The sequence below is a fragment of the Hymenobacter telluris genome (assembly GCF_017313265.1).
GTDB lineage: Bacteria > Bacteroidota > Bacteroidia > Cytophagales > Hymenobacteraceae > Hymenobacter > Hymenobacter telluris.
Genome location: NZ_JAFLQZ010000002.1, coordinates 377,308 through 404,126 on the forward strand (window position 1 = coordinate 377,308; position 26,819 = coordinate 404,126).

At 56.2% G+C, this 26,819-nt stretch carries 21 protein-coding genes; 14 read left to right on the plus strand and 7 right to left on the minus strand.

Translation table 11 applies throughout. The features are described 5' to 3' along the window. Nucleotides 1-308 precede the first annotated feature (308 nt). Nucleotides 309-2,045, plus strand: a complete 1,737-nt coding sequence (locus tag J0X19_RS03835; RefSeq protein ID WP_206981390.1) for a T9SS type B sorting domain-containing protein — start codon at nt 309-311, stop codon at nt 2,043-2,045. A gap of 111 nt (nt 2,046-2,156) precedes the next feature. Here the strand turns inward: J0X19_RS03835 and J0X19_RS03840 are convergent, their stop codons facing one another. Next, nucleotides 2,157-3,371, minus strand: a complete 1,215-nt coding sequence (locus tag J0X19_RS03840) for a hypothetical protein (RefSeq protein ID WP_206981392.1) — start codon at nt 3,369-3,371, stop codon at nt 2,157-2,159. Nucleotides 3,372-3,669: 298 nt separating this feature from the next. Here J0X19_RS03840 and metK point away from each other — a divergent pair, with 298 nt between their 5' ends. Continuing rightward, nucleotides 3,670-4,932: a methionine adenosyltransferase gene (metK, locus tag J0X19_RS03845; RefSeq protein WP_206981394.1), complete on the plus strand. Its 1,263-nt coding sequence runs from the start codon at nt 3,670-3,672 to the stop codon at nt 4,930-4,932. Nucleotides 4,933-5,016: 84 nt separating this feature from the next. Here the strand turns inward: metK and hpf are convergent, their stop codons facing one another. The 4 genes from hpf to J0X19_RS03865 form a co-directional block, all read right to left on the minus strand. Next, a complete protein-coding gene (gene hpf, locus J0X19_RS03850) occupies nt 5,017-5,316 on the minus strand; it encodes a ribosome hibernation-promoting factor, HPF/YfiA family (RefSeq protein ID WP_022822029.1) in 300 nt (99 codons plus the stop codon). 36 nt (nt 5,317-5,352) lie between these two features. After that, nucleotides 5,353-6,240, minus strand: a complete 888-nt coding sequence (locus tag J0X19_RS03855; protein ID WP_206981402.1) for a tyrosine-type recombinase/integrase — start codon at nt 6,238-6,240, stop codon at nt 5,353-5,355. Nucleotides 6,241-6,381: 141 nt separating this feature from the next. Further along, nucleotides 6,382-6,579, minus strand: coding sequence for a 30S ribosomal protein S21 (gene rpsU / locus J0X19_RS03860; protein ID WP_022822031.1), 198 nt, complete (start codon nt 6,577-6,579; stop codon nt 6,382-6,384). Between the two features lie 145 nt (nt 6,580-6,724). After that, nucleotides 6,725-7,864 carry an acyl-CoA dehydrogenase family protein gene (locus J0X19_RS03865; RefSeq protein WP_206981412.1) on the minus strand — a complete coding sequence of 380 codons (1,140 nt, stop codon included), beginning with the start codon at nt 7,862-7,864 and terminating at the stop codon, nt 6,725-6,727. A 246-nt stretch (nt 7,865-8,110) separates the two neighbouring features. On the opposite strand from J0X19_RS03865, the gene J0X19_RS03870 reads away from it, so the two are divergent. The 6 genes from J0X19_RS03870 (at nt 8,111) to J0X19_RS03895 (ending at nt 15,973) form a co-directional block, all read left to right on the plus strand. Then, nucleotides 8,111-9,019 carry a polysaccharide biosynthesis/export family protein gene (locus J0X19_RS03870; protein WP_242581957.1) on the plus strand — a complete coding sequence of 303 codons (909 nt, stop codon included), beginning with the start codon at nt 8,111-8,113 and terminating at the stop codon, nt 9,017-9,019. Between the two features lie 34 nt (nt 9,020-9,053). Beyond that, nucleotides 9,054-11,528 (plus strand): polysaccharide biosynthesis tyrosine autokinase, encoded by a 2,475-nt coding sequence (locus J0X19_RS03875; protein WP_206981420.1) that lies wholly within the window; start codon nt 9,054-9,056, stop codon nt 11,526-11,528. Nucleotides 11,529-11,547: 19 nt separating this feature from the next. Next, nucleotides 11,548-12,321, plus strand: coding sequence for a tyrosine-protein phosphatase (locus J0X19_RS03880; RefSeq protein ID WP_206981422.1), 774 nt, complete (start codon nt 11,548-11,550; stop codon nt 12,319-12,321). Nucleotides 12,322-12,380: 59 nt separating this feature from the next. Beyond that, the gene (locus J0X19_RS03885) at nt 12,381-13,400 is read left to right on the plus strand and encodes an NAD-dependent epimerase/dehydratase family protein (RefSeq protein ID WP_206981424.1); all 1,020 of its coding nucleotides are present in this window, start codon (nt 12,381-12,383) and stop codon (nt 13,398-13,400) included. A gap of 144 nt (nt 13,401-13,544) precedes the next feature. Further along, entirely contained in the window at nt 13,545-14,942 is a 1,398-nt protein-coding gene (locus J0X19_RS03890; RefSeq protein WP_206981426.1) for a tetratricopeptide repeat protein, read from the plus strand. A gap of 200 nt (nt 14,943-15,142) precedes the next feature. After that, nucleotides 15,143-15,973 carry a phosphosulfolactate synthase gene (locus J0X19_RS03895; RefSeq protein WP_206981428.1) on the plus strand — a complete coding sequence of 277 codons (831 nt, stop codon included), beginning with the start codon at nt 15,143-15,145 and terminating at the stop codon, nt 15,971-15,973. An 80-nt stretch (nt 15,974-16,053) separates the two neighbouring features. Here J0X19_RS03895 and J0X19_RS03900 read toward each other — a convergent pair whose 3' ends face one another. Further along, nucleotides 16,054-18,315, minus strand: a complete 2,262-nt coding sequence (locus J0X19_RS03900) for a PAS domain-containing sensor histidine kinase (protein WP_206981436.1) — start codon at nt 18,313-18,315, stop codon at nt 16,054-16,056. Nucleotides 18,316-18,821: 506 nt separating this feature from the next. On the opposite strand from J0X19_RS03900, the gene J0X19_RS03905 reads away from it, so the two are divergent. The 6 genes from J0X19_RS03905 to J0X19_RS03930 all read left to right on the plus strand — a co-directional run bounded on the left by J0X19_RS03905 (nt 18,822) and on the right by J0X19_RS03930 (nt 24,213). Then, nucleotides 18,822-19,400 carry a GNAT family N-acetyltransferase gene (locus J0X19_RS03905; protein ID WP_206981439.1) on the plus strand — a complete coding sequence of 193 codons (579 nt, stop codon included), beginning with the start codon at nt 18,822-18,824 and terminating at the stop codon, nt 19,398-19,400. Between the two features lie 63 nt (nt 19,401-19,463). Continuing rightward, nucleotides 19,464-20,819, plus strand: a complete 1,356-nt coding sequence (locus J0X19_RS03910; RefSeq protein ID WP_206981442.1) for a PQQ-dependent sugar dehydrogenase — start codon at nt 19,464-19,466, stop codon at nt 20,817-20,819. A 210-nt stretch (nt 20,820-21,029) separates the two neighbouring features. Continuing rightward, nucleotides 21,030-21,947, plus strand: coding sequence for a TraB/GumN family protein (locus J0X19_RS03915; protein ID WP_206981444.1), 918 nt, complete (start codon nt 21,030-21,032; stop codon nt 21,945-21,947). A 25-nt stretch (nt 21,948-21,972) separates the two neighbouring features. Further along, on the plus strand, nt 21,973-22,629 hold the full coding sequence (locus tag J0X19_RS03920) for a spermidine synthase (protein ID WP_206981446.1): 657 nt from the start codon (nt 21,973-21,975) through the stop codon (nt 22,627-22,629). Nucleotides 22,630-22,705: 76 nt separating this feature from the next. Continuing rightward, on the plus strand, nt 22,706-23,362 hold the full coding sequence (locus tag J0X19_RS03925; protein ID WP_206981447.1) for a DedA family protein: 657 nt from the start codon (nt 22,706-22,708) through the stop codon (nt 23,360-23,362). 113 nt (nt 23,363-23,475) lie between these two features. Beyond that, the gene (locus J0X19_RS03930) at nt 23,476-24,213 is read left to right on the plus strand and encodes a shikimate dehydrogenase family protein (RefSeq protein WP_206981449.1); all 738 of its coding nucleotides are present in this window, start codon (nt 23,476-23,478) and stop codon (nt 24,211-24,213) included. Nucleotides 24,214-24,305: 92 nt separating this feature from the next. On the opposite strand, the gene J0X19_RS03935 is transcribed toward J0X19_RS03930, so the two are convergent. Beyond that, a complete protein-coding gene (locus tag J0X19_RS03935; RefSeq protein ID WP_206981451.1) occupies nt 24,306-26,810 on the minus strand; it encodes a TonB-dependent receptor domain-containing protein in 2,505 nt (834 codons plus the stop codon). Between the last annotated feature and the right edge of the window lie 9 nt (nt 26,811-26,819).

Genomic DNA, 26,819 nt, shown 5'->3' on the forward strand with positions numbered 1-26,819 from the left:
CGCCGCCGTTGCAAAAACTCAACGGCGGCGGCAAATTGTATTACTGCCAGTTGCTATAGGGCGATACTTAGAGGTGGCAAGCAAACGGTTGCACTTGCCTGGTACGCAACCAGCGCAGATTACCACCTTGGGTTGTAGTTGTTGGCTTCAGGTAAATGGGAAGCGTGGGACTTGAATATTGCGGAGAAGGACTAGTGTAAGCTGCTTGTTATCAGGGAAGTGAAATAAAAATAGATTGATTGCTATATGAAAGAGTGGATTGTTATTTGCGGTTCACCCAGTCAATAGAATCACTATTCCACCTCTTCATGAATAAAACAGCTACCCGCCTTCTTACGCTTGCTTTCACCCTCGGCATCGGCAGCCTCCTCCGGCCCGCTATTGCCCAAACCACCTACGTACCCGCTGCCGTTACCGGCTACACCGCCGACGTAATTGCCAACGGCCAGGGCTCCGTCATCAGTTCCACCACCCACACCGTGGATAGAGGCAACTCCGATGTGCGCTGGTGCTTTGCCGACTCCACGTTCCGGACGCCGGCCGGCTTGCGGCCCACCCGCGCGCTGCCCCCCAGTGGCTTTTTCCGCAGCATCACCACGCCGGGCCTCACCTACCAGATGGGCCCCAGCGCCGGCAACAACTCGTTGCGCATTGACGGCGCGGGTTCCGGCACGCTCACCCTCACCAACCCGCAGCCGTGCAGTGAGGTGATGGTACTGGCCACCGAAGGCAACGGCAGCACCGCCCCCAAAACCTTCACCGTCACCTTCACCGACGGAACCGTTCAGGTGTTCACCAATATTGTAGTGCCCGACTGGTTTGGTGGCTCTATCACGCCCGCCATTCTGGTGGGCAGCCGGGTGAACCGCGGCAACAACCCCGTAGACGGCATCGATAACCCCATTACCGACCCCCGGATTTATGAGGTGCGCCTGAACCTGGCCGTGGCCAACTACAGCAAATCGGTGCAGAGCGTGAGTGTATCCAAAACCTCCACCGACCCGGTGCTGAACATCATGGGCATCAGCCTGGGCTCGAACTGCCTGGGCGTACCGGTGGGCGGCACGGCCACGGCCAGCCCCGCCAGCGTGTGCCCCAGCCAGCCCGTGGTGCTGGGCCTGACGGGCGCTACCGTGTCGGGGGGTATCACCTACCAGTGGCAGGCTTCCACCGATGGCGGCGCCACCTTCACCGACATTGCCGGGGCCGTTACCAACGCCTACACCGTGCGGCCCACCGTTACCACCCAGTACCGCGCCCGCCTGACGTGCCGCTTGCAGTCCAGCAACTCCGCGCCCGTTACGGCCACCGTGCTGCCTAATACGGCCTCCGTATTCTACGCGCAGGGAGCACCGGCCACGTTCTGCCAGTCGGGTACGGCACCGGTGCTGGTAGCCACGCCGGCCGGGGGGCGTTTCAGCAGCACTACCGGCTTGGCCATTGATGCCACCACCGGCACCATCAACCTGGCTACCAGCACTGTGGGTACCTACACCGTGACGTACACCATTACCACGCCGTGCCCGGCCACCGGCACTACCACCGTAACTATTGCGCCGCCCGCTACCGTGCTGACCTACACATGCCCGCCCTTCTACAAAAACGGCCCTAATGCCGTGCCCGCCATTACGCCGGCCGCCGGTAGCCGTTTCTCAGCCCCCACCGGCCTCTCCATTGATGCCACTACCGGCGTCGTCAATCTGGCTGCTTCCACGGTAGGCACCTACACCATAACCTACGCCACGGCCAACGGCTGCGTGAGCACCAGCAGCTTCGAGGTAAACAAAGAGCGGGTCTTCCCGAACGTTCTTACGCCCAATGGCGACACCAAGAACGACGTGCTATTTGGCTCCCTCACCAACGTAACCGGCTACCACCTCGAAGTTTTCAACCGGTGGGGCCGCCGCGTATTCGAGAGCAGCAATGCCAGCCAGGGCTGGACGGCCGCCAATGCCAGCGGCGGTATGTACTACTACCTGCTGGAATACACCAACTGTGCCGGCGCCCGCGAATCGTACAAAAGCTGGCTGGAAGTGGTGAAGTAAGCACCCGCCTTACTGCTCGTTTCGGTTAACTGAAAAGGCCCTCACCGATAGATGAGGGCCTTTTCAGTGTAAATAACACTGCTTTTCTAGCCGAACTACAGCCCAGTGATACTACCGCCCCGGGGTGGCGTCGGAATCTGCGTTGAGCCGGTAGCCTACCATCAGGCTTAGGCTCCAGGGCTGGTAAGTGTAGTGGGAATCCTCAGTGCCATTGTAGTAGAAATAGGTGTCATTCATGTACACTCGGCCGTTAAGCGCCAGCAATAGCCGGTTGTGCTTGATGCCGGCTTCCAGGTAAGGCAATGGGGTGCCGTAGAAACGGTCCAGGAAGTACTGCTGTCTGCCGGGATAAGACAGATGGGAAGCCTGGAGCCAAAATGCGTTCAATTCGTAGCCGCCCCCAACCACTACTTGGTAAGTGGTGCCCACCGGCAGGAAACCCCGCAGCCCAAATTGCAGAAACGCCTGGGTGCCGCGCCACGCAAAGCTGCCTGCCTGCGAAGTGCCACTCGAAAGCCGCACCGGATTCATCCGGCCGAAAGTGGTAGCCAGCACGGCGGTATGGAAAGCTAACCGCCGGCCGGAGTTAACCACATCGACGTACAGGCCACCTTGTGGATGCGGAAAATTGTCGGCGTTTACCCCATCGAGTGCCCCGTTGGTATTATCGGCAGCCCTGAAGCGCAAGGAGTTATACCGAACCCCGCCCAGTACTCCTATCCGCACCGCAACCGTACCGCGCTGGGGCGTAGCCGACCGGATAACCTGCTCGGTATGGGCCTGCCCCGAGCATTGCTGGTTATACGTATGCACCAAGTGCTGAAGGGCCTCGGTAGTGAAAGGAGTGGTGGGTATCAGGTTGACAACGGCCTCACAGTCGCCGAAATACACGAGGAGCTGGCTTTGGTAGTCGTTGCCATCGATGATGCTTTGCACCCCATTGACCATCCCTAGGTACTTCCGGGCACTAAGCTCCAGGTGCGGCTGGCCGGTACGCTGCACCCAATAGTGCTCGGTTTCCTCCAGGCTGGCTCCCCGCAAGGATGCCGAGCCGAGCAGCAGCACGTCGGCCAGCACCGAATCAGGCTTTTGCTGCCGCACGTTCCCGTAGTCCAGAAAGCTGTAGCGGGTTTCCGCATACCTGTCAACGGGCAGCAGCTCGTGGCGCAGGAGCCGCCCGGAAGCCAGATACACGCTTTGGAGCCGCCGGGCCGGGTACGGAGTTGGCCGCACCGTGGGGCCCGGCCGGAACCGTACCGTAGCAGGTGCATCCTTCCAGAAAGCATTTTCAATTTCACCGCGTAGCGTGTCGCCGGAGGTTAGCACCAGATAGCCCGGCTCGAAAGACTAGCTGTAGGCGGCTTGGGCACATAAGCACCACAGCAGGCCCAATATTTTATACCGCATACGTGCGCGCCTAAACGCCTGATTAGGATAACTTCTGATAATCTAATACCACCCAAGTATAGCTAACCTCAACCGATAAGTAAGATTTTCCAATATAGGAAGCCGGCAATTCCAACTGAAATGATTCACACTTTTATAAAACTCGTAGCTTTGCGGTCCTGCCCAACGGCAGGGCGGGGGCTACCGGCCCCGTCAGCTGACCATTCAACTACTTCTGATGCCGTACCTGTTCACTTCTGAATCTGTTTCAGAGGGCCACCCCGATAAAGTAGCCGACCAGATTTCCGATGCCATCCTCGACGAATATTTGCGTCAGGACCCCGCTTCGAAAGTCGCCTGTGAAACCCTCGTTACAACAGACTTCGCGCTGGTAGCTGGTGAAATCAAATCGAAGGCGCACGTAGACGCCGAGCCCATTATCCGCGACGTTATCCGCCGGATCGGCTACAACAAGCCTGAATACCTGTTCAACGCCGACACCTGTGAGGTAATGAACCGTCTGCACGAGCAGTCGCCCGACATCAACCAAGGCGTAGAGCGTGCCAAAGACGAAGAGCAAGGCGCCGGCGACCAGGGCATGATGTTCGGCTACGCCACCAAGGAGACGGAAAACTACATGCCGCTGGCCCTGGATTTGTCGCACCGCCTGCTGCGCGAACTGTCGGCCATCCGTAACGAAGGCAAGGAAATGACTTACCTGCGGCCCGATGCCAAAAGCCAGGTAACCATCCGCTACGCCGACGACAACACGCCCGAGGCCATCGAAACCATCGTAGTAAGCACCCAGCACGACGACTTCGATACCGACGAAGCCAAGATGCTGGCCGTCATTTCCGACGACATCAAGAACATCCTGATTCCGCGGGTGAAGGCTCAGCTCAGCGCCGACGTGCAGGCGCTCTTCACCGCCGACATCATTCACCACATCAACCCCACCGGCAAGTTCGTTATTGGTGGCCCGCACGGTGACTCTGGCCTGACCGGCCGCAAAATCATCGTGGACACCTACGGCGGCAAAGGCGCCCACGGCGGCGGTGCTTTCTCCGGTAAAGACTCCTCGAAAGTGGACCGCTCGGCGGCCTATGCTACCCGCCACATTGCCAAAAACCTGGTAGCAGCCGGCGTAGCCGACCAGGTGCTGGTGCAGGTAGCCTACGCCATTGGCGTGGCGCAGCCAGTAGGCGTGTTCGTGACCACCTACGGTACCACCAAAGTCACCGGTGCCAACGGCGAGAAGCTCACCGACGGCCAGATTGCCGAGAAGGTGCAGCGGCTGTTCGACCTGCGCCCCTACGCCATTGTGCAGCGTTTAGGCCTACGCAACCCCATCTTCGCCGAGTCGGCAGCGTACGGCCACATGGGCCGGCAGCCCGGTACCAAGCAAGTGCAAGGCACCGACGGCACCACCCGCACTGTGGAAACCTTCACCTGGGAAAAGCTCGATTACGTTGATAAAATCAAGGCTGAGTTCGGCCTGTAGGTTAAATCACAGCGCGCAGCCTATCAGCAAAAAGCCCCACCTGACTGTTCAGGTGGGGCTTTTATTTAACGATAATTAGATGAGCTAGTGACTCATTATTTTTTCTTTGTGCTTCGTGATTTGGCGTTTCAGGCTGTCGGCAGCGGCATCGGCAGCAGCCTCAAACGAAGCGGCGTCTTCCTGCGAGAAAAGCGTAGCGCCCGGTACTAAGAGCTTAATTTCTACGGTTTTATTATCAATCCCATCTTTGTTGTTCAGCTTCAGAATCACTTCACCTTCCGTGACACGGTCATAGAAAGTTTCGAGCTTGTCGAGGCGCTTCTGGATGAAGTCGAGCAGTTTTTGGTCGGCGTCAAAATGAACCGAATGCATCTGTACTTTCATCAGGGGTAGGGGTTAAATTAGAAAAAAGAACACAACTCAGGCCTTTGGATGGGCCTGTTCAAAAACCGATTTCAGCTTGTCGATTGACAAGTGGGTGTAAACCTGGGTGGCTGCCAAGTTGGCGTGGCCGAGCAGGTCTTTAATGGCGTTCAGGTCGGCGCCTTTGTTGAGCAGGTGCGTGGCAAAGGAGTGGCGCAGAACGTGCGGGTGCTGTTGTGATGAAGCAGTAGTTATCTGGCTCAAATAATGCTTTACAGTCCGATAAACCAACTTTTCATACAACGGCTCCCCTTTGTCTGTAACGAGGAGCGCCGCGCTGGTGTTGTCGATAGCGCCTATTTCTCGCTTACGAAAAGACATATAGCGCTCTAACACAGTTAGTAAACTTTGGTTGAGCGGCACCAACCGTTGCTTGTTGCCTTTACCGGTTACGCGCACCGTCTGCCCGTGCAGATTCACGTCATCGGGCGCAATGCCAATGAGTTCGGACAGGCGGATACCAGTGCCGTAAAGTAGTTCCAGCACCAGCTGGTCGCGGGCACCTACAAACGTGTCCGGAAACTCGAACGAGTTCAGCAAGCCGTTCAAGCTTTCTTCCGGCACGAAGTCGGGCAGCTTCTTGGCCATTTTGGGGGCCTTGATGCGCAGCATGGGGTTGCGGCTGATGCGGCCCGTAGTCAGCAGAAACTTGAAGTAGGAGCGCAGGCAGGCAATTTTGCGGTTAACGGTGCGCGGGTCGAGGTCCTGCTGCATCAGCGTCACCACCCATGTGCGAATGAGGGTGTGGTCGGCTTCGGCCATATCCGGTAGCTCATACGTGGCTTGCAGATAGGCGGCAAACTGGCGCAAATCCGTCTGGTAGGAGAGAAGCGTGTGGGAACTGTAGCGCCGCTCCGACCGGAGGTAGTTGAAAAATAAATCCATACATCGGGTGCCAACCGCTGAGGCTGGACAACCAATGTATGGATTTCAAGGCAGTAAAAAAATCGAAATACCAGGGCGCGAAAAAACCGGCTGAAGTGCGTTCAAGCAACTCAGCCGGTTTAATTCGTAACGGGGCGAAGACTACGCGTTGGCGTCGTTGCCGTAGGTCACCTGCTTGTAGATGGCCTTCTGCTTCTGCTTACGGTTGGTGATAGAAGGCTTCTGGAAGAACGTGCGACGACGCAGCTCTTTCAGAACGCCCGTGCGCTCAAACTTCTTTTTGAACCGCTTCAGCGCGCGGTCAACCGACTCGTTGTCTTTGATTTGTACGATGATCATATGTTCAGGGGAGTTGAAATTCAGCTTTGAAGGGCCGCAAAGATAATGATGGATTTCACAGATTAAAAACGCATTACGCAGATTTCAAAGTTAGAGGCTATTTAAATCTTTGGAATCTGCGTGAAAACCGTCTAATCCAAGATTCTTATTTCAGCAACGTGCGGGCAATAACTAGTTTCTGAATCTCGGAAGTGCCTTCCCCAATAGTGCAGAGCTTGGCGTCGCGGTAATATTTCTCGGCCGGGTAGTCTTTGGTGTAGCCGTAGCCCCCAAAAATCTGCACGCCCTCGTTGGCAGTGCGCACTGCTACTTCCGAGGCGTACAACTTCGCCATTGCCGATTCCTGGTTTACGTTGAGGCCCCGGTCTTTCATGTCGGCGGCGCGGAACGTGAGCAAGGAAGCCGCCTCGATTTCGGTGGCCATGTCGGCCAGCTTGAACCCGATGCCCTGGAAATTGCTGATGGGTTGGTTGAACTGCTGCCGCTCTTTGGAGTATTGCAAAGCCGCCTCGTAAGCGCCTTGGGCAATACCGAGGCTCAGCGCCGCAATACTGATCCGGCCGCCATCCAGCACCTTCAACGACTGCACAAACCCGTCGCCTACCTTGCCAATTACATTTTCCTTGGGTACCCGGCAATCCGTGAAAATCATTTCGGTGGTTTCCGAGGCGCGCATGCCCAGTTTGTCTTCTTTGCGGCCCGCGGCAAACCCGGGCGTGCCCCGCTCTACAATGAAGGCCGTCATGCCGTGCGAGTCGCCTACCTCGCCGGTGCGGGCAATAACCACGGCCACGTTGCCGGATTTGCCGTGGGTGATAAAGTTTTTGGCGCCGTTCAGTACGTAATGGTCACCGTCAGCAACGGCCACGGTGCGCATGTTGCCGGCGTCGGAGCCGGTGTTGGGCTCGGTAAGGCCCCAAGCACCAATCCACTCGCCGGAAGCCAACTTGGGTAGATACTTCTGTTTCTGTTCTTCGGATGCGTGCTGTAAGATGTGGCCGGTGCAGAGTGAGTTATGCGCAGCCATGCTCAGGCCGATGCTGCCGTCAATCTTGGATAGCTCGGCAATGGCGGTTACGTACTCGGTATAGCCGAAGCCGGAGCCACCGTATTCCTGCGGCACCAGCACGCCCATCAGGCCAAGTTCGCCTAACTTATGAAATACATCAATCGGGAATTCCTGCGACTCATCCCACTTCATCATGTGGGGTTTAATGTGTTGCGCACCGAAGTCACGCACCATCTGGGCAATCATCGTCTGGTTTTCAGTGGCGACCAGTTCCATGGGCAAAAGAGGTAAGAAAGTGGGATTTAGGGTAGTAACTGTTCAGGAGCAGCTTTGGGTTCGTGAAAGTACGATTTTGCTCCGGCTCCGGCCAAGTATAGGATTCCGGCTAGGACAGGCAATTTTGAAAGGCGGCGTCAATTAGGTTACTTTGAAGGTTTTTAGGACTTTTTACCCCACCCGGACGCTGCCCCGCCAGGACGCGTCCTTTCACTTTTCCGGCTTCCATAGGTTGCCTCTGCCTGCATGCGACAATCCGCCTTCCGTACTATTTCTCGCCTTCTGTTCCTGTGCATGCCGGTTCTGCTACTATTATCAGCTTGTGGAACAACGCGTATGTACAATCAGCGCACTATGTTTCGCCTCAGTGATGGTAAAGGGCTGGATACGACGAAACTGCGCGGCGTAGTAAATCGGGTGAACCGGAACTATATCATTCAGCCTAACGATTTATTGGCTGTGCGGGTGTATACTAATAACGGTGAACGAATCATCGACCCCAACGGCGAATTGCAATTCGGTTCGCCAGCGGGCATGCTTCCAACGGGCACGAATGGTAGCCGAACCTTGGCAACCAACGCCGGGCAAGCTTCATCACCGTCCGGTGACTCAGAATTTGCTGTGCAAACGGATGGCACTGTGCGTCTGCCGCTTATCAATCAACTTAAAATTACCGGTTACACACTCCTACAGGCCGATAGTGTACTAAAGGTGCGGTACGAAGAGTTTTACAAAGGAGTATTCGTAGTGACCCGCGTAACCAATAGCCGGGTGGTGGTACTAGGCTCGCCGGGCGGTAAAATTATTCCGCTCGTAAATGATAACATGAACCTGATTGAAGTGCTGGCTGCCGCTGGAGGCATTGATGGCAATGGCGGTGGGGGAACTTCGCTGTACCGGTCGGGTGGCAACGTGTCTAATATTCGTATTATCCGTGGCGACCTGAAAAACCCGCAGGTAGAGCAAATCGACCTGACGACCATAAACGGTATGCGCCGCGCCAATTTACAGGTAGAGCCCAATGATATTATTTACGTGGAACCCGTTCGTCGCCCGTTCTCCGATTCCTTGGTTGATGCCGCTCCGGCAATATCTCTTTTTAGTGCAGTAGTTGGAACTTTGTTGGCCATTGTCAGCATCTCCCGAACTCTTTAGACACTTGTCGGTACCGAACTCCTTATTTACTTAAATGGCCGTTAACGAAAACGCCGAACTGGAAGAGCTCATTCGCAATGCTACCGGTGGTGCGGCAAATGCTCCAGTTACGGAGGCAGAACCCACCGATGAAGGGGGCGGTATCGACTTTGATACACTGCTGCTGGTGGCACGCCGCAGTTTGCTGTGGCTGGTACTGCTTATTGGGCTGGGCCTTACTGGGGCGTGGCTATTCTTGCGATATACCAAGCCAGTTTATCAGTCTTCGTCGCTATTAAAAATTGACGAAAAAACGGAAGCCGGCGCACTGGGCTTAGGCGGTGCACTAGGGAGTGGGGTTGATAATCAGCAGAGTATCAATAAGCTGTCGGGTGAGGTTGAGCTAATCAAGTCCAATATTATATACCGCCGGCTGCGCGATTCGCTCGACCTGAACGTGAATTACTATGCGGAAGGCACCGTCCTAGAATCTGAGCTATATGGCCTTTCTCCTTTCAAGGTAGAATACAGTGGGAGTGTAATTTACAACACCAAGTTCAACCTGAAATTTAGTAGTCCGCAGCAAGTACAGATAAGTTATTTATTAGGCGGACAGGAGCAGAATACCACCCAGGCTATTGATAAGCCATTTCAGATTGGCGGCATGACGCTGGTAATCCAGCGTACCATCAACTTCAACCAAGAGGTATTAGACCGAAGCTACCATTTCATCATCAACGATGAAGGGGCTATCAACGGGTATCTCGACCGCAACCTGTTGGTGGAAATTGTAAACCCTAGCGCCAATACCATCCAGATTTCTTTTCTGGAATTCAACCCCGATAAAGCCCGCGCCATTGTCAACCGAATTGACACGGTGTACCTACAGGAAAAGCTGGCTCAGAAACGCGCGGCCAGCGCCCAAACTTTGAAGTTTCTAGATCAGCAACTGAATGAGAACGGCCAGAATTTAGAGCGCGCAGCCGAAAACTTCCAGGATTTCGTGCGCCGCACCAAGACGTATGATGTTCGCTCCAGCGTAACAGAGCTGAAAGCGCAGGTGGAGAAGCTGAACGATGAGCGGCTGGCGCTAGAGGAAAAACGGGTGCTCCTCAGTGACCTGACCAGCCGGGTGGAGCGGGGCAACATCACCACGCGCGAAGACCTGACCGTTGAGCAAAGTATTCCGGGCCTGGCTACCCTGGCTGACCCGCAACTTTCGCAGCAGCTTGGTGACTTAAACGGCCTGCTGCTCGACCTGCGGCGGGTGGAACGCTCCAATCGGGAAACCACCGAAGCGGTGAAGTCGCGCCAGGACCGTATAGCATATGCTAAAGACAACATCCGGCAGACCCTGTTGCAAAACCAGCGGTTGCTGGGCAAGCAGCTAGCCAAGCTCAATGAGCAGTGGAACGCGGTTAACGCAGAGCTACAGCTCGTGCCCGAAAGAGCAACCGAAGAAGACCGGCTGAAACGCCCACTGGCGCTTTACGAGAATACCTACGTGATGCTGATGGGGAAGAAGGCCGACTTCAACATTGCTATGGCGGGTACTACTCCCGATTTTCAGATTCTGTCCCCGGCTAGTCTGCCTGCGGCGCCTATTTCGCCAGTGCGGCTGATGGTGTATGCTATTGGGTTAGCCAGTGGTATTGCCTTGGGCTTAGGGCTGATGGCCGTGCGCTACCTCATGCACAACACGGTAACCAATGTGCGGGAGCTAGAACGTGCAACTACAGCGTCAGTGCTAGGCGTGATTCCGACCTACGACAAAGAGAAAATGGCGGTATCAAAACTGGTGGTTGATAAAAGCCCCAAATCGGCCATTAGCGAATCAATCCGCTCTATCCGAACGAATCTGGACTTTATCAGTTCGGCCAAGAAGAAGCGGCTGATTTCCGTAACGTCCACTATTTCAGGCGAAGGCAAGACGTTCGTTTCGGTGAATTTAGGAGGCATCATTGCTTTGTCGGAGCAGCGGGTGGTGATTCTGGATTTGGATATGCGCAAGCCGAAAGTGAACATTGCTTTCGGAGCCGAAAACATAAAAGGTATCAGCACTATCCTTATTGAAAAGCATGGGGTAATGGAGTGCATACAGCATACCTCAATTCCTACGCTTGATTTCATTTCGGCTGGTCCTACCCCCCCTAACCCCTCGGAGCTTATTATCAGCCCCAAGTTCGATGAGATGCTAACGGAACTGCATCAGGTGTACGATGTAATTCTCATCGACACGCCGCCGGTAGGCTTGGTAACGGATGGTATTCTGATTATGCGCAAAGCCGATATTCCGATTTATATCGTGCGGGCTAACTACTCCAAAAAAGCCTTCCTCAAGAATATCAATAAGGTAATTAGAGCCAACAATTTCACCCGGCTTTGCACTGTGCTCAACGATGCTCGGGCCAGTGGCCTGTACGGCTATGGGTATGGCTACGGGTATGGCTACGGCTACGGACAGGGCTATTACGAAGAGACCAAGCCGGTAGAAAGCACTTTGACGCGGCTGCGGAAGCGTTTCTCCTGATACCACTCGTTAGTCAGCTATGGTATCGTTACTGCAAAAGTGGTTTGGCGGCAAAACGGCGCAAGCACCATCGTCGTTAGCCGATGGTTTAGCGTCACTCCGCACCGATATGCACTCGCACTTGCTGCCGGGGCTTGATGATGGGGCCGAAACCGCAGAGCACTCAGTGGAGCTGCTGCGGGCCCTACGGGCACTGGGCTACCGCAAGCTAGTAATGACGCCTCACATCATGGGCGACTTCTACAAGAATACACCGGAAGGAATTAGAGGCGCGCTGGCTGTCATGCGGGACGCCGCGGCCGAAGCTGGTCTGACGGATGTTGAGTTGCACTGCGCAGCCGAATATTACCTCGACGAATGGTTTGGTAAGCGGCTAGACCGGGGCGACGAACTGCTCACTTTTGGGGGGGATAAACGGTATCTGCTGTTTGAAACCAGCTACATCAATGAGCCTTTCAACTTGTCCGAAACGATATTCCGGCTGCAAAGCATGGGGTACAAGCCCGTATTGGCCCACCCAGAGCGTTACACCTATTTCTACGGGCGGTTCGACGACCTGAAAAAAGTGCGCGACAATGGGGTATTGCTTCAACTCAACCTCAATTCGCTGGCCGGCTATTATTCGTCGGGCGCGAAACGGATGGCAGAAAAGCTGATTGACGCACGGATGGTAGATATGGTGGGCACGGATGCACACAACATCAAACATACTAACACCCTGCGCGACAAAACGCTGGCAGCCAGCTACATGCGTAAGCTGCTCGATTTGCCGCTGCTCAACCCTACTTTATAAGGTATCGGAATTAGCGAGCTGCCTGCTTTCTACCTTCCAACACCTCAAGACCTTGAACCATGATTTTCGTTACGGGCGGCAGTGGCCTAGTAGGCAGCTTTCTAATTCCGGCGCTAGTGGCGCGCGGGTTGAAAGTGCGCGCCCTGTACCGAAAGCAAATCCCGGCAATAGCCCCTGCTGAGGCGGTGGAATGGGTGGAAGGCGACCTGCGCGACACGCTACTGCTAAAGTCTGCTCTGGAAGGTGTTACGCACGTGTTCCATTGCGCTGGGCTGGTGTCGTATGCGCCCCAGGATGAGGAGGCGCTGTTGCAAGTGAATGTAGAAGGTACCGCTGCCGTAGTAGATGCCTGCTTGGAACAGCCAGGGGTGCGGCTCTGCTATGTGTCGTCGGTGGCGGCGCTGGGTGGTGGGTCAAAAACGCAGGGCGCTGGCACTGCGCCAAACGCCCCTGAGGTGCTCGACGAGCAAAGTAAGTGGGAGTTAGGAGCCGCTCATGGGGCGTATGCTACTTCCAAATACTTAGCGGAGTTGGAAGTCTGGCGCGGCGTTTCGGAAGGATTATGGGCGGTGATGGTCAATCCATCGGTTATTCTGGGGCCAGCCGATTGGCTACGGAGCAGCACCCGGCTCTTTCGGTATGCTTGGCAGGAGCACTACTTCTACACGCCGGGCAGTATCAATGTGGTAGATGTGCGCGACGTAATAGAGCTGATGATGCGCCTGACGCTAAACCAAAACACTGCTGGCGAGCGGTACATTCTGAATGGGGCGACGTTGCCGCTACAAGAGTTCTTGAGCCAGGCCGCTACCTGCTTCGGCAAAAAGCCGCCAACCATAGAAGTACCGGAGTGGGCAGCCGAAACCATCTGGCGCCTAGAGCACGCCCGGTCCCTGATGACAGGCGCCCGGCCGCTTATCACCAAAGACACTGCCCGCGCCGGCCGCCATCCTATTGTGTATAAGGCTAGCAAAGTGCAGCAAGCAACCGGCCACCAGTTCCGGCCACTGCCCGAAACAATAGCTTGGTGCTGCCGGGAGCTAAAAATGGCAGAACGGGCAAGCCATAAAACGAGCTAGCCACAGACCTTCACTAGAACTTGCCGGGCTCCGGTGCGGTTGTTGTATATTAGGCCACTACCCTCTCAGGAGGGATTTCCACCCGACTAAAGTCTGCTGAACTGCCGTTTTGACGGTCCGGCACTTGCTTGTAGCTGAATGAGAATGAATGAAAATTTTGAAGATCGAGACGAGGTTCTGGACACCGTACGCCGTTTCGAGCGGATGGTAGCCAACAACGAGCCTGTCTTTTTTGACTTGGCCGACTTCGAAAATATAATCGACCATTATACCACCAACACACAATACGACAAGGCCTTACAAGCTTGTGAAGCTGCAATTGCCCAATACCCCTTTAGCACGGAACTACTGATTGACCGCTCGCAAGTGTTGGCCATGAAAGGCGAATACACGGCCGCATCCACTCAAATTGAAGACGTAGCCCAACTCGACCCCGACAACCCCGACGTGGCCGTTACCCGTGGCATTATTGCCACCCAGAAAGGCGAATTCGCCGAAGCTGTAGCGTATTTCCAGCAAGCCGCCGAGCGGGCTCCCGACCGTGACGACATCTATTTCAACCTGGGCTTGGCGTACCAGAGCTGGCAGAAATTCAAGAGTGCGGCCAAATACTACAAGAAAAGCCTGCGCCTGAATGCCGAAAACGACGTGGCCGTGCAGGAACTGTTGTACTGCTTGGAGGTGAGCGAGCGGCTGGAAAGCAACCTCGACTTCTTCCAGCGGTTCACCGACGACGACCCGTATTCAGCAGTGGCGTGGTACAACTTGGGGCAGGCCTACTACCGGCTGGAGCAATTCGATAAGGCCATTGGCGCCTTCGACTATGCCATCCTTATCGACGCAAAGTTTTATGAGGCGCATGCTTATCTGGCCAGCACCTATGTCAGCCAGGAGAAGTATCGGGAGGCTATTCAGGAGTTTGAGCTGAGCCAAGAGGAAGGTAAACCGACGCCCGAGGCTCTCTGCAACATTGGCGAGTGCTACGAAAAGCTGCGTGAGTGGGACTTGTCGCGCCGGTACTACCAGCGGGCCATCGACCAGGACCCGTCTATGGACGAGGCGTGGTTTGGCATCGGTATCATCATGAACGAGCAGGAGCGCCACTTCGAAGCCATTCATTTCTTCCGGAAGGCGGTGGAACTGTACGCCGAAAGCGTGGAATATTGGCTGGCCTTGGCCGCGGCCGAGTATCAAGTAGGCAACGTGGTTAGCTCCTTGGAAGCCTACGAAAAAGCCACCGAAGTAGCTCCCGACAGCAAAGATGCGTGGTTGAACTGGAGCATAATTCTTTATGAGCAGGGCAATTTCAGCGGCGCCATTGACCTGATGCGCAACGCCGTGGAGGTACAGCCTGCCGAAGCGGAGCTGCACTACCGCCTGTGCGCCTACCTGCTGGCCGCCGGCCGCTACCGCGAGGCGTATGAAACCCTGGAAAACGCGCTGGTGCTGGATTTCGATAAGCACCGGCTGCTGTTCGACTACTTCCCGGAACTGGAGTCGCAGAAGGCACTGGCCCGCCTGATTGATCAGTACCGGAAGTAGCAACCACAGGATTACGGGCTGTAGCGGCTCATTTTTAGCTGAAGCTTACAACTCAAAGAAGGCGCCCCACAGCTTAGTGGGACGCCTTCTGCGTTAACAGCGGCGCTTTATAAAATTCGGGGCTACTTTTGCCGCAGCACTTTTCAGAGCGGGCTTCCCCAAACGGCCGCAAGCCCGTAAGATTCTAAGACCCATACAGAATGAATTACAATCTTTCCCAACTGCCCGAGCGGACCGAAAAACCTCGTGAACAAGGCTTTACCATGGTGATGGACAAAGGCCTGAGCGTGCGCGAAACCGAAGACTTTCTGGAAGTCGGGGCTCCGTACACCGACATTGTGAAGCTGGGCTGGGCCACCTCCTACGTAACGCCTAACCTGAAGCGTAAGCTGGCTGTCTACAAAGAAGCAGGCATTCCGGTGTATTTCGGGGGCACCTTGTTTGAGGCGTTTATCATCCGGAATCAGTTCGACGATTATCGGCGGTTGCTGTCGGATTTCGGCATGGAGTACGCCGAAGTATCGGACGGGTCCATCGACCTCAACCACGACCGGAAGCTGGAGTACATTCGGGAGTTGGCCAAGGACGTGAAAGTGCTGTCGGAGGTAGGGTCGAAGGATGCCGAGAAGATTATCCCGCCCTACAAATGGATTTCGCAGATGAAAACCGAGCTGGAAGCCGGCGCCATCAAGGTGATTGGTGAGGCGCGGGAAGCTGGTAACGTGGGCTTGTTCCGGAGCACCGGCGAAGTTCGCTCGGGCCTCGTGGAAGAAATCCTGACTCAGATTCCGTTCGAAAAAATCCTGTGGGAAGCTCCGCAGAAAGCGCAGCAGGTATGGTTTATTAAACTGCTGGGCCCCAACGTGAACCTAGGCAACATTGCCCCCAACGAAATTGTAAGCCTGGAAACCATCCGGCTGGGCTTGCGCGGCGACACGTTCACTGATTTCCTCGACATGGAAAACGTGAGCGAAGACTTCCGCCCCGAAAAGCCGACTGGCCGCCCTGGCACATCGATGCCCCGCGGCTAATTACTTGCTGACACTGCCTCATATACAAGGGCCCGCTTGGTTAACCAGGCGGGCCCTTGTGTTGAAATGCAAACGAGCAATTATAAGGTGACGCGGAAGGTAGTGCCCTGGCCAGGTACGCTTTCCACATCGAGGCTGCCGCCGTGGTCTTCCACAATGCGGTTGATGAGGTAGAGGCCGGCGGCAGAATTCGTTTGCTGCGATGAGCGAGAGGTGCGCCCGGCTACTCGGGAAGGCTCCAGGCCCAGGCCGTTGTCCTGCACTACCAGTTGGGCACGGCCGGCTGGGCCAGGCTTGCTTTCCAGCCGGAGCCGCAGGGGGCGGCTGGGGTCGTGCTGCTTGATGGAGTTACTGAGCAAGTTGGTGATGATGCTCAGCAGATGCGGCCGCACATACGACACGGTAGGCAGGCTTTGGAAGTGAGTGGAAACTTCCCCGCCCGAAGCACGCAGGTGCGGATGCAAACCCAGCAAAGCCTCTCGGGTGAGCGTAGCCAACGATAATTCTTCGGGTGGCAACTGGTGTTGTTCCTGCGCTTTTACTAGTTGTATCAGGTTTCTAACCGTTGTGTTCCAGCGGCTTAGGCTATTGTCGGCCATTACCAGCAAGGCATTAGCGTCAGGGTCATGAAACGTAACGGCCTCCCGCATTTGCCCAAACAACGCTTGCAGATTGTGGATCGGCTGGCGCAGTTCATCCGCTGCCGACTTCACAAAAGCATCTAGTTCGCGGTTGGAGCGAATTAGATGCTCATTTTGCTGTTGTAGCTGCGTTGCTTCCTGCTTCAGCGTCTGAATATCGGTGCTGCTGCCGTACCACTTCACAATCTTGCCTTCTGCGTTGCGCAGAGGCTGGGCACGGTGCAAAAACCAGCGCATCTCGCCATCGTGGCGCCGCAACTGGCTTTGGTACTCCCAAGTATCGTCGACTGTGAAATTGTGCTGCCGCTCAACCAGCGCCTGCACTACATCTGAGCCAGGAAACAAGCTGGGAATACTTTCGCCGGGGCGTTGCTGTACCTCGGAACCCATGTAGGAGGTAGCCGCCTTGTTCATGGTGGCAGTGGCGCCGTCGGGGCTTACCGTCCATAGCAGCTGCGGCAACGTGTCGGTCAGTTCCTGGCAAGGGTCAGGGGCGTCGGCGTTGGGAGAGGGGCCGGATGAGGGTGGTTGCAGGTCCTGCACATCGGTCATGGTGCCAAACCACCGCACCACTTGGCCGGCCTCGTTGCGGGCTGGTACCATCTGGGCAATATGCCGCCGGTATACGCCATCGTGCCGCCGGATACGGGCATCCCAGTTCCACGGCTCTCCTTTGCTCAGATGCTCAGGTAGTTCGTGTAGTATTTGAGCCCAGTCTTCCGAATTGAGGGCATCCACCCAGTCGTGGTTGTGGAGGGCATCGGTGGATTGGCCGGTATAGGTAAACCATTGCGGGCTTAGGTATTCCACCACGCCTTCGGCCGAGCTGATAGATGTTATTTGCGGGAGGTGCTCTACGATGTCCTGGTACGGGGCAGGAGCGGCAGCCCCGGCCTGCTGAACCCGGCTGGTTACATCCTGCCCAAACACAAGCACCCCTGTGATTTGCTGGCTGGCATCACGCAGGGGCTGTAGGCTAACGTTGAAATAACGGGGCTGATTGTTGGCATCTGGCAGCACCAATTCACGTGCCGCGGTAGGCTGGCCGGTTTGGTACGTATGGTTAAGCGCTTGCAGAGAGTCTGTGGCTTGTAGCTCGGCTAGCACATTGGCTGCCAAGCGGCCCAAGAGCTGGTTCTGCCCGAGCAGTGCCGCTACGTTAGGCCCTACGTAACTAATGCGGTGCTCGGGCCCATGCAGCGTAACAATATACCCCGGAACGTGCGCCAGGGCATCACGCAATTGGGCGGCTTCGTCGGATTTTGGGGCGCTGAAAGGAGTTGTAGTGCCAACCGGAGCTGGCAGCGCTGTGTTGTGCGCCGTAGCAAGCCAATATGTACTAGTTTGGTCGCCTAAGTTTATGCGCGTTAAGCTGGGCTGCCACCACCGCACCTCCATACCAGCACCAGCTGGTGAAGCCACAGGCAGCAATGCAGGCGGCTGCACCCAAGGCATCGAGCGTACTACGCTGTGCGCATAGGCCCACGCTGTGCCTACTGGCCCCAGCTGCGACTGAGCATCGGGCAAAGGCCGGCCGACCAACGCCAATGGGGCGGCAATGGCTGGCATGAGCTCCGCCAAACCTACACTGCCAGCTACGATGTTGCCATCATTATCAAGCAGGAGAGTAGGGGTAGGCAGGTAGGAAAAAGCCTCAGCAAACGGGTGTGACGCTGGCTGAGCAGACAGAACGACGGGCATTAGTAGGGCGCAAAAAGCAACTTAACAACAAGCGGGAGCTGCTTAAAAAACGGGTAGGGAAACCCGGTACTCCATCGATAACATAAATTAAATTATTACAAGTATATGTAATAATTCTCAGAATGCTACCAGGGTATTTTCATTTTAACACATAATACGCCTAAATTCTCTAACTGGGATTATTTAGGCGGTAAAGAATAACATTGAAACTCCGTAGAGTCCTGTGAATAAGCTGTTTTCGGCTGGCTGGAAGAGACCCGCTACGTGGAACCGTGAGCCGCATAACCACCAATAATCAGTGCTATACGTCGCCGCGCTTCCCGAATAAGGAGAGTCAGCCCTTATACGACAGTCAAACGCAGATGTGTACTTCGAGGAGAAAAAATATTCTTCAGCAAAGTACGCCTAACAGCAGTAACCCACCAACAGGCAGGCTAACTTGATTGGAAGCAACAGCCGCCTCCCTATTTTCGAGCAGCAAACCTACTCTCCCGATACGCCTGCCGATGCTTTCCATCAACCTGACACCATTCCCGGAACTGCATACTGAACGGCTCTTGCTGCGCGAGATAAACGAACAGGACGCGCCTGCGCTGCTATTGCAACGGTCGGATGCGCACATTATCCGCTACCTAGACCGTGAACCTGATACGACGCTAACTCAAACACTGGCGCTTATTGACCTAGTCAAGCGAAATACCGCCGACAACACGGGCATCACCTGGGGTATAGTGCGGCAGGATGCCCCGGAGGAACTGCTAGGCACTATTGGGCTCTGGCGGATAATTCCGGAGCATCACCGGGCCGAAATTGGATACGGCCTGCACTCCGACTATTGGCAGCAGGGCATCATGAGTGAGGCCATGGCGAAGGTGCTAACCTTTGGGTTTGAAACCTTGAAGCTGCACAGCGTGGAAGCCAACGTAAACCCGCACAACCAAGCGTCGCGCAGGCTGCTGGAAAAGCACGGCTTTGTGCAGGAGGCGTATTTCCGGCAGAACTACTTTTTCCGGGGGCAGTTCCTGGATTCCGTCATCTATTCCCTGCTCACGCCTGAGGCCCAACAGCGCCAGACGCAGGGCTAAGTGCAACTATAGCAGCGCGAAAGAAGTAGGAGGAAAGACACTGAGTTGCTTTCTTTTTCTTTTATGCTACGATTTCCTTTTCAGCTGCCACTAGCTGCTGTAGTACTGCTGACCACTGCCTGCAACCAAGGCAAACCAGCTGCCGATACCCCCACCAACACGCCCGCCCCACCCATGGCGGCCTCGCCCGATTCGGCTGTATCCGAAGCGGCGGCGCCCACATTGCCTGAGCCCTACGCCACCAAATCGGTGACCAAGCGGAGCAAGGTAATCGGCTGGCCGGCTGGCAAAACGCCGGTAGTGCCCACCGGCTTCACCGTGACGGAGTACGCCGGTGATTTCAAAAGCCCCCGTTGGGCCTACATAACGCCCAACGGCGACGTGCTGGTGGCGGAAGCCAACACCATTCCAACCACCTTCAAGAAGAAAGTAGCGGCCAAGTTGGACCTCGACCCTTCCAAGTCGTTGCAGGAAACCAGCGCCAACCGCATTACGCTGCTGCGCGACACCAACAAGGACGGCAAACCCGATGTGCGCGAAACGTTCTTGGCCAACCTCAACCAGCCGTTTGGCATGTTGGTGCTGGGCAACTATTTCTACGTAGCCAACACCGACGGCGTATTGCGTTATGCTTACAAGCCCGGCCAAACCAAAATAACCGGCCCCGGCGAGAAAATACTGACCCTGCCCGGCAAAGGCTACAACAACCACTGGACCCGCAACCTGCTGGCCAACGCCGATGGCTCGAAGATTTACGTGAGCGTAGGCTCCAGCTCCAACGTGGGCGAAAACGGCATGGAATACGAGCAGCGCCGCGCCAATATTCTGGAAATCAACCCCGATGGCACCGGCGAAAAGGTGTACGCCGCCGGCCTACGTAACCCGGTTGGTATGGACTGGAATCCCAGCACCAAAGCCCTCTGGACTGCCGTAAACGAGCGGGATGAGCTAGGCGACGACCTGGTGCCGGACTACCTGACCAGCGTACAGCCCGGCGCGTTCTACGGCTGGCCCTACTCGTACTTCGGCCAAACGGAGGACCCCCGCCGCAAGGGTGAGCGGCCCGATTTGGTGAAGAAGGCCTTGGTGCCGGAAGTACCGTTGGCACCGCACTCAGCTTCGTTGGGGCTAGCTTTCTATGATGGCAAGGCCTTCCCGGCGAAGTATCAAAAGGGCGCTTTCGTGGGGCAGCATGGCTCCTGGAACCGCTCGGAGTTTACGGGCTACAAAGTGGTGTTCGTGCCGTTTCAGAACGGCAAGCCCGCTGGCAAGTCTGAGGACTTTGTGAGTGGGTTTGTGGCTAACACTGGCGACAAAGAAGTGTACGGCCGGCCCGTGGGCGTGACGGAAATGCCCGATGGCTCGTTGCTGGTGCTTGATGATGCCGGCAACAAAGTATGGCGCGTAGCCGCACAATAATTGCCTGAACTGCCGTGTGTGGCAGCAATAACCGAAGCCCCGTTTTGCAATGCCCCTATAGCTACAATTTGTCGTGGCAGTGAGGGATTTGCAAGGCGGGGCTTCGGCGTGTAGCTGGTTTGAGATTAATAAAAGGCTGGCGAGGTGTAATGAATAGCAGGGGCTTGCGAATAATGTGGCATCTTTCCCGTCACCTTCTATTCACTTCCTATGTTCTTGCCGAAAAAGATTACGCTGCTGGCCGTGCTGGCTCTAACTTCTTTCACCACTCAAGCCCAAAAAGTGTCGCGCAAAACGGCTGCCACTGCTACCACCAAGCAGACAGCCCCAGCAGCCAACTCCTTGCTCTGGGAAATTTCCGGCAAAAACCTCGCCCAGCCTTCTTTCCTATACGGCACCATTCACTTGGTATGCCCCGCCGATTTGCAGGTGAGTGAGCCGCTGAAACAGGCGTTTGGCAAAACCCAACAGGTGGTAATGGAGCTGGACATGGACAGCCCCACCATGATGCAGGAAATGCAGAGCGACATGCTGATGAAGGACGGCCAAAACCTACAGAAGCTCCTCTCGGGCCCCGACTACACCGCCGTGGGCAACTACCTGCAAGCCAAGGCTGGCCTGCCCATTGATAAAGTAGGTGCCGTAAAGCCGTTCATCCTCAGCTCCATGCTGTATCCGGCGCTGCTCGACTGCAAGCCTGCCAGCTACGAGGCCACTTTCGTGCAAATGGCGCAGGAGCAGAAAAAGGAAGTGCTGGGCCTGGAAACCGTGCAGGAGCAGTTGGGCTTGTTCGATAAGATTCCGTACGGCGAGCAAAGCAAGATGCTGGCCGACATGGTGAACAAGGAAGCTGAAGCCAAACAGGAATTGCAGCAAATGCTGGCGCTCTACAAGACGCAGAACGTGGAGCAACTACACAGTCTCACCGCAAGCAGCATGTTCAACTTTCAGCAGTATGAAGACCTGCTCCTCGATTCACGCAACCAGCACTGGATTGCCGGTATCAGCCAGTATGCTACGGCCAAGCCAACCTTCTTTGCCGTAGGTGCGGCGCACCTTGGCGGCCCCAAAGGCGTGTTGGCGTTGCTACGGCAGCAAGGCTACCAAGTGAAGGCGGTGGTACAATAAGCCCGCTGCTTACCTTTACAGGCGCATGCTTACTTCGCTACTTCGCCTGTTGAGCTACTTGTTTCCCATCACCCGCACCGTGCAGTCGGAGGTGAGTGGGCCGCTGGAAGTGACGTGGCGCAAGGGCCGCAAGGTGCTCGACACGCGCCACGCCAATTATTCCTACGGCTCGTTGCAACAGGTGCTGCGCTACGGGCTGCTGTTCGTGGAGCCCCGGCAAGCCAGCCACGCGCTGCTGCTGGGGCTGGGCGGTGGTTCGGTGGTAGCTACTCTGCGCCACGAGTTGCAGTACGAAGGCCACATTACGGCCATTGAGCTGGATGCAGTGGTTATCGGACTGGCGGCTACGGAGTTTGGCGTGCGGCCCGATGCCCAACTTGCTATTGTGTGCGCCGATGCGTTTGCCTGGATACGCACTGCGCCCGATACCCAATTCGGCCTGATTATCGTGGATTTATTCGTGGACTTGCACCTGCCGGCCGGGCTGCAAACTGCCGGCTTCTGGCAGGACATACGGCGGGTGCTGCGCCCCGGCGGCTATGTGCTGTTCAATACGCTCAGTGAGGTGCCGCTGTACGTCGGCAACGACGAACTGCCTACCTACTTGGCCGGCGCGGGCTTCTCGGTGCAAGACCTGGAAGTGGAGCGCCTTAACCAGTTGCTGATTCTGCGGAAGTTGTAGCCTCGCAAGGATTTATGCGCCGTACGCCGGTCGTTCGGTGGGCATGTGCTTTCTTTGTAGCCTAAACCTGGCTTCTATGGAAATCCTGAAACACTTTGTTGATTTTATCCTGCACCTCGACAAGCACTTGGGGGCTATTATTCTGGATTACGGCAGCTGGACCTACGCCATTCTCTTTCTGATTATTTTCGTGGAAACCGGGGTGGTGGTGCTGCCTTTCCTGCCCGGCGACTCCCTGTTATTTGCTGCTGGCTCCTTGGCCGCGCTGCCCGGTTCGCCCCTGAACGTGTGGCTGATGATTGGCCTGCTCATCCTGGCCGCCGTGCTCGGCGACACGCTCAACTACCACATCGGCGACTATCTGGGGCCGCGGGTGTTCCGAGAAAATTCCCGTTTTCTGAAGCGCCAGCACCTGGAGCGCACACAGCAGTTCTATGAAAAGCACGGTGCCAAAACCATCATCCTGGCCCGCTTCATTCCTATCATTCGCACGTTTGCGCCGTTTGTGGCGGGCGTGGGCACCATGAGCTACAGCAAGTTCTTGTCGTACAACGTGGTGGGCGCGGTGCTGTGGGTGTCGTTGCTGACGCTAGCGGGCTACTTCTTCGGACAAATTCCGGTGGTGCAAAAGAATTTCTCGTTGGTGGTACTGGTCATTATTGGCCTGTCGGTGCTGCCCGTGATATTCGAGTTCTTCAAGTCGCGCCGCGCCAGTAGCCGCCCAGTGGCGTAGGCTTGTTGCCTGCCCTTCGTTGGGATAATCTTATTTCTATCATAAAAACCACTCGTTCCTTGGGGGCGGGTGGTTTTTTGTGTTGCTTGCTGCCGAATACCTATTCGCTTATTATGTCTGAATTCGGATTGCTCGGCCGCTCTTTGAAGCATTCTTTCTCCCAAACTTATTTCACCCAGAAATTCTATAGCCTCAACCTTACCGAGCACCACTACGAGCTATTTGAGCTGCCCACCATCGACGAACTACCGGCGTTGCTGGCCGCGCACCCCGATTTGCGCGGCCTAAACGTCACGATTCCTTATAAAGAACAAGTTTTGCCCTTCCTGAGTGAAGTGGCCTCTACCGCCGCCCGTGTGGGCGCCGTTAATGTTATCGAGTTTGCCGAAGACGGGCGCCTCATTGGGCACAACACCGACTTGGCTGGTTTTCGGGAGTCGTTGCGCGGCTTTCTGCCGGTGGGCTTTACCGGCCGGGCCCTGATTCTGGGCAGCGGCGGCGCCTCCAAAGCCGTGGAAGTAGCCCTGCGCGACCTGGAAATCGGTTATTGGGTGGTGTCGCGCAACCCGCTGGGCGCGGGCCTCACCTACGCCGACCTCACGCCGCAACTGTTCCAGGACCACCTGCTGATTATCAATGCCACGCCGCTCGGTACCTACCCCGACACCGAGCAGTGCCCACCCATCCCCTACGAGCACCTCACCAGCCAGCATTACCTCTTCGACCTCATCTACAACCCCAGCGAAACCGAGTTTATGCGCCGCGGCCAAGCCCTCGGCGCCCAAACCAAAAACGGCTTCGAAATGCTCTGCCTCCAAGCCGAAGAAGCCTGGAAGATTTGGGAAAGGTGAAATAGTGAGGTTGTGAAATGGTGAGTTTGATGTTCTAACCGCGCCACTTGCGCATATAGAACGTCAAACTCACCATTTCACAACCTCACCACCTAGCCCCCGTTGCCGCCGCCACCGCCTTTCGAGTCGTCGTTGCGGATGGAGCGACGCTGGCGCTGGCCGCTGGCGTCGATCTTGCCGAAGCGGTAGTTGAAAGCCAGCCGCACGGTGCGCTGATATTGGTAGCTGGTGCTGCTGCTGCGGAACTGCGCCGTTTCGGTGGTGTTGCGGAACTCGCGGCCGGCCTGAAAGAAATTGTTGGCGTTCAGCGTTAAGTCGGCCTTCTCTTTGAGGAACGTCCGCTTAATGCCCATTGAGTAATACGAATACCCTGAGTAGCGCGACTGCAAGCCCACGCCGCCCGTGCTGAAGCCGCCGTAAGCCTGCAAGCTGTAGAGCTTGCCCATCTTCAGCGACGAGTTCAAGCTCATGTACAAGCTAAACCGGCTGCTGGTGCGGTTGAGCGAAGCGCTTTTCAGCCGGGTGTAGTCGGTATTCACGTTGCTGCTGATGTTCCACTTTTCTATCGGCTTCAGCGAGCCATACAAGCTCACGCCGTAGGTGGAGTTGGTAGCCAGGTTGCCGTAGGTGGTTTCGGTGCGGGCCAGTTCGTCGTTGTAGAGGTTGTAGCTCTCAATAGAGTTGCCGGTGCGCCGCATGTACGTGGAGGCGTTCAGGGAGCCTTTCTTGCTGAAGGTGCTGTAGCTGAACTCGTAGGAATTGGTGAGTTCCGGCGACAGGTTGGGGTTGCCGTAGCGGACGTTATTGGGCGAGCTTTGGTTGACGTAAGGATTCAGGAAGTAGATATTGGGCCGCTGAATCCGGCGCGAAAAGCTAAACCGCAGGGTGTGCCCCGGCTTGGCCAGGTTGCGCGTGGCACTCAGGTGGGGCAACAGGTTGAAGTAGGAGTTGGTGAAGCGGCTCTCGGCCCCCGAAAAATCACCGGCTATGGCCGTGTATTCCACCCGCGTGCCCAGGTTGAGCGAGTACTTTTCGCTGGCGGCCATATTATAAGTACCGTAGGCCGCCACCACGTTCTGGCTGTAGTCAAACGCATTGGAGCGCCGCAGACTCCGCACGAAATCGGTTTGCTTGGCTTGCAGCAGCGTGTCGAGGCTGTAGGTGCTGCTGACGTCGCGCAGGATGGCTTTGGCGCCGCCTTCCAGCGTGTTCTTCTCCGAAAAAGGATGCGTGTAGTCGGTTTGGAGCGTGGTTTCAAGGTTGCGAGCCAGGTTGCCGCTCCGCTCCTGGTATTCCTGCAACCGGGTTTCGAAAGGAAAGAAAGGATACTGGTCGAGCGAGTAGCGGCCGTTGTTGTTGCTGCGGGTGTGCTGAGCCAGCATGCTCCACTCGCGCCGGGGCTGGTCGTCGCCGAAGGTGCGGGTGTAGCCCGCATTGAAGTCGTAGTTGCGGCCCTCGTAGCGCTGCCGAATCTGGCGCGTGTAGAGCGTGTCTCGGCGCGGGCGCCGCGGATCAGGCGCCGACAGGTCGATGTATTCATTAAACAAATCCTGCGGCGAGCGGCTCGTGTACAGGTTGCCGTTGGCGCTCAGCGTGAAGCTGTGCAGCTTGGAGGGGTCGTAGGTGAGCTCCAGCTGCCCATAGCCGCCCGTACCCACACTCTCCGACGTAGAACGCTGCAATAATTCTCCTTCGCCGGCCGGTGTCAAATCGGTGCGGGTGGTAGAGGAGCGGTAGGGGTAGCTGTTGCGGAAGCTGCTGAGCCGGGTGTTTACGCCTACTTTGCCGCGCCGCACGTTCAGGGAGCCGTTCAGGCTTTGGTTGCGGTTGCCGGCGCTGGCGCCCACGCTGCCGTTGGTGCCCTGCAAGCTGTTCTTTTTCAGTACAATATTAATTACGCCGCCCGAGCCTTCACCGTCGTACTTCGCTGAGGGTGAGGTTACCACCTCCACTGCTTTAATCTGGTCGGCCGGAATTTGCTTGAGGGCTTCGGCCAGGTTGCCCGCCAGCATGGCTGAGGGCTTGTTGTTGATAAGCACCCGCAAATTAGACGAGCCGCGGAGCTGCACGTTGCCATCCACATCCACATTTAGCAGCGGCGTTTTGCGAAACACATCAGCGGCGTTGCCACCCGCATTGGTAGCATCCTGCTCGGCGTTGTACACAATCCGGTCGGGCTTGGTTTCCACCAGGGCCCGCTGGCCGGTTACCGTCACTTCGCCCAGCTTCTGCGCCGAGGGCGTGAGTTTGATAACGCCCAGCGACATTGGCTCGGTGCCCACCGTTAAGGGGCCAACTTTGTTGGCGTAGCCTACAAAGCTGATTTGCAGCCGGTACGTGCCAGCCGGTACGTCTTTCATCTCGAACTTGCCTTGCGCATCGCAGGTGGTGCCCGTTACGGGCGTAGTACCGGTAGCGGGCAGCAGCGTGACGGTAGCATACTCCACGGGCTTTTGAGTGGTACCATCAACCACGGTACCGAAAAAACGGCTGGTGCCTTTCCTGGAAGACTTAACCGGAACGGGAGGGGAGGTTTGCGCCTGGGCGACGGACACACCAAGCACGGCTGCAAGCAGCAGAATAGAAGTTTGCTTCATATAGGAATG